A 1,960-nucleotide genomic window follows, 5' to 3' on the forward strand; every position below is an offset into this window, starting at 1 on the left:
GGTGGTCTTCGAGCCGGTGGTGCGCGCGGTGCCGGCCAACCTGCGGCGCAAGCTGGAGCCGCAGGAGATCTTCTCCCAGATCATCCAGCACAAGTGGCTGCTGTCCGAGCAGTCGGGCCGCGACGTGGGCATGGCACCGGCGGTGCAGAGCTACCTGACCGACGTCCTGGCCCACAAGCCGGACGAGCAGGCCGTCCTGGGCGTCGAGGTCGGCGCCACCCTCGAAGAGGTCCTGTAGCGCTCATCCGCGTGCCGCGCCCGGCCGCAGCACCCAGATGCCGCCGATCGTCAGGACGGTCAGGGCCAGGACGCACACCGCGAATCCGCGCACGTCGGCGCCCATGACCAGGCCGGCGATGCCCACGAAGGTGACCGAGCCGAGCGTCGAGGCGGCCGCCTGAAAGCCGACCAGCCGGTCCGCGGACGCGGCCGCGGTGCGCTCCGCTGTGGTGAGCACCAGCAGCGGATAGATGGGCGCGACCGCCAGGCCCAGCAGGATCACCCCCGCGGCGGCCGCGATCGGCCCGAGCGACCCGATCAGGGCGGCCGCGACGCCGGCCACGACGGTGGCGCCGACGAGCACCGGCCACGCGCCCGCCCGTTCGGCCACCGAGCCGAGCAGGATGCGGCCGGCGACCAACGCGGCCCAGTAGCCGGAGACGACCAGCGCCGCGGTCGCCGGGCGGAGTTCCACGGCTTCGAGCAGGAAGACGAAGGCCCACAGGCCGGCCACCGACTCCAGGCCGGTGTCGACCGCGACGAGCAGCAGGCCCACGACCGCCCGGGTGGACCGGCGCGGTCTCGCCCTCTCGACGCGAACGTCGGTGCCGATCGCCGTTTCCCGCCACCGCCGCGTCGAGACGGCGAAGAGCACCGCGGCCACGCCCTGGATGGCCATGACGATCAGGTACGCCCAGCGCCAGCTCGCCGACGCGGTGACGATCAGCGGCGAGCAGGCGGCGCCGACCCCGAATGCGGCGTGCATCAGGTTGATCCGCCGCGCGCCGAAGTTCCGGGCGGCATAGGCGTTCAGCGCGGCATCGATCGCGCCGCTGGACAGTCCGAAGAGCACGGCGCAGGCGACGATCACCCAGTAGGCGGGCGCCAGGGCGCAGATGGCCAGCGCCACCGTGGAGAGCGCGACGCTGGCGGCGAGCAGCCGGCCCAGGCCGAGCCGCGCGGCGACCCAGGTCCAGCTGCTGGTGGAGAGCACCGTGGCCGCGACACCGAACGGGAGGACCAGCGTCATCGCCGCGAGCGGCTGGTCGAAGCTGACCCGCATGGACGGCCAGACCACGCCGAGCATGGTGTCGGGCAGGGCGATGGCGAAGAAGGCGAGCAGGGCAAGGGCGAACAGCATGGACCGAGGACTTCTTTCCGTACCGGAGGAAAGCGTGTCGCTCGATCGCGATGTGCGGGGCAGGCACGCTCCTGACTCAGAGTGGGGGCGGGCCTCGCCGGCCGGGTGACGGACTGTCCACGAGCCCAGTATCCACCCTCGGAACGAGGATCTGCCTCACGCCGACGCCGGGGTGACCACCGGGGGTGGGGTCGCCTGGTCCAGCAGGGCGCGCAGGGCCGCGCGGCGGGCCACCACGACCACCCTGTCGCCCGCGTTGACCACCCTGTTCATGGCGGGCGTCCAGTCCACCCAGTCGGTGTCGGCCGCCGACATGCCGATCACCCGCAGCGTCTCCATCTTGTCGATCTTGTCCAGCAACACCCCCTCCAGCGGCGAGCCCGGCAGGATGCGCACCGCCGCCACCAGCACCGCGTGCCGGTCGACCGGGATCGTGACGATCACGTCGCGGTCCAGCAACGACGCCGCGAACGCCGGCGCCACCAGCCGCGACACGCTGCGCGAGATGTTGATGTTGAACGCCGTCTGCACCCGCCGCGCGAAGTCGTCGTCGAAGAGCCGCAACACCACCCGCATGTCGTCGCGCACCGCCCGCGCGTT

2 protein-coding genes and 1 pseudogene are annotated in these 1,960 nt (G+C 72.5%); 1 reads left to right on the plus strand and 2 read right to left on the minus strand.

Annotation, left to right across the window (positions count from 1 at the left end):
- The coding region (locus AB0M20_RS40610; RefSeq protein ID WP_364306529.1) for a DUF4032 domain-containing protein at positions 1–238 on the plus strand (238 nt) is incomplete at its 5' end.
- Positions 239–241: 3 nt separating this feature from the next.
- Here AB0M20_RS40610 and AB0M20_RS40615 read toward each other — a convergent pair.
- A complete protein-coding gene (locus AB0M20_RS40615; protein ID WP_364306531.1) occupies positions 242–1,360 on the minus strand; it encodes an MFS transporter in 1,119 nt (372 codons plus the stop codon).
- 156 nt (positions 1,361–1,516) lie between these two features.
- Positions 1,517–1,960 (minus strand): annotated as a pseudogene (locus tag AB0M20_RS40620) (TrkA family potassium uptake protein); the annotation flags it as partial.

Source organism: Actinoplanes sp. NPDC051633, from assembly GCF_040681735.1.
GTDB lineage: Bacteria > Actinomycetota > Actinomycetes > Mycobacteriales > Micromonosporaceae > Actinoplanes.

Excerpts from the sequence above, each read along its gene's own strand:
- AB0M20_RS40615 (WP_364306531.1), bottom strand. The coding sequence starts at position 1,360 with ATGCTGTTCGCCCTTGCCCTGCTCGCCTTCTTCGCCATCGCCCTGCCC.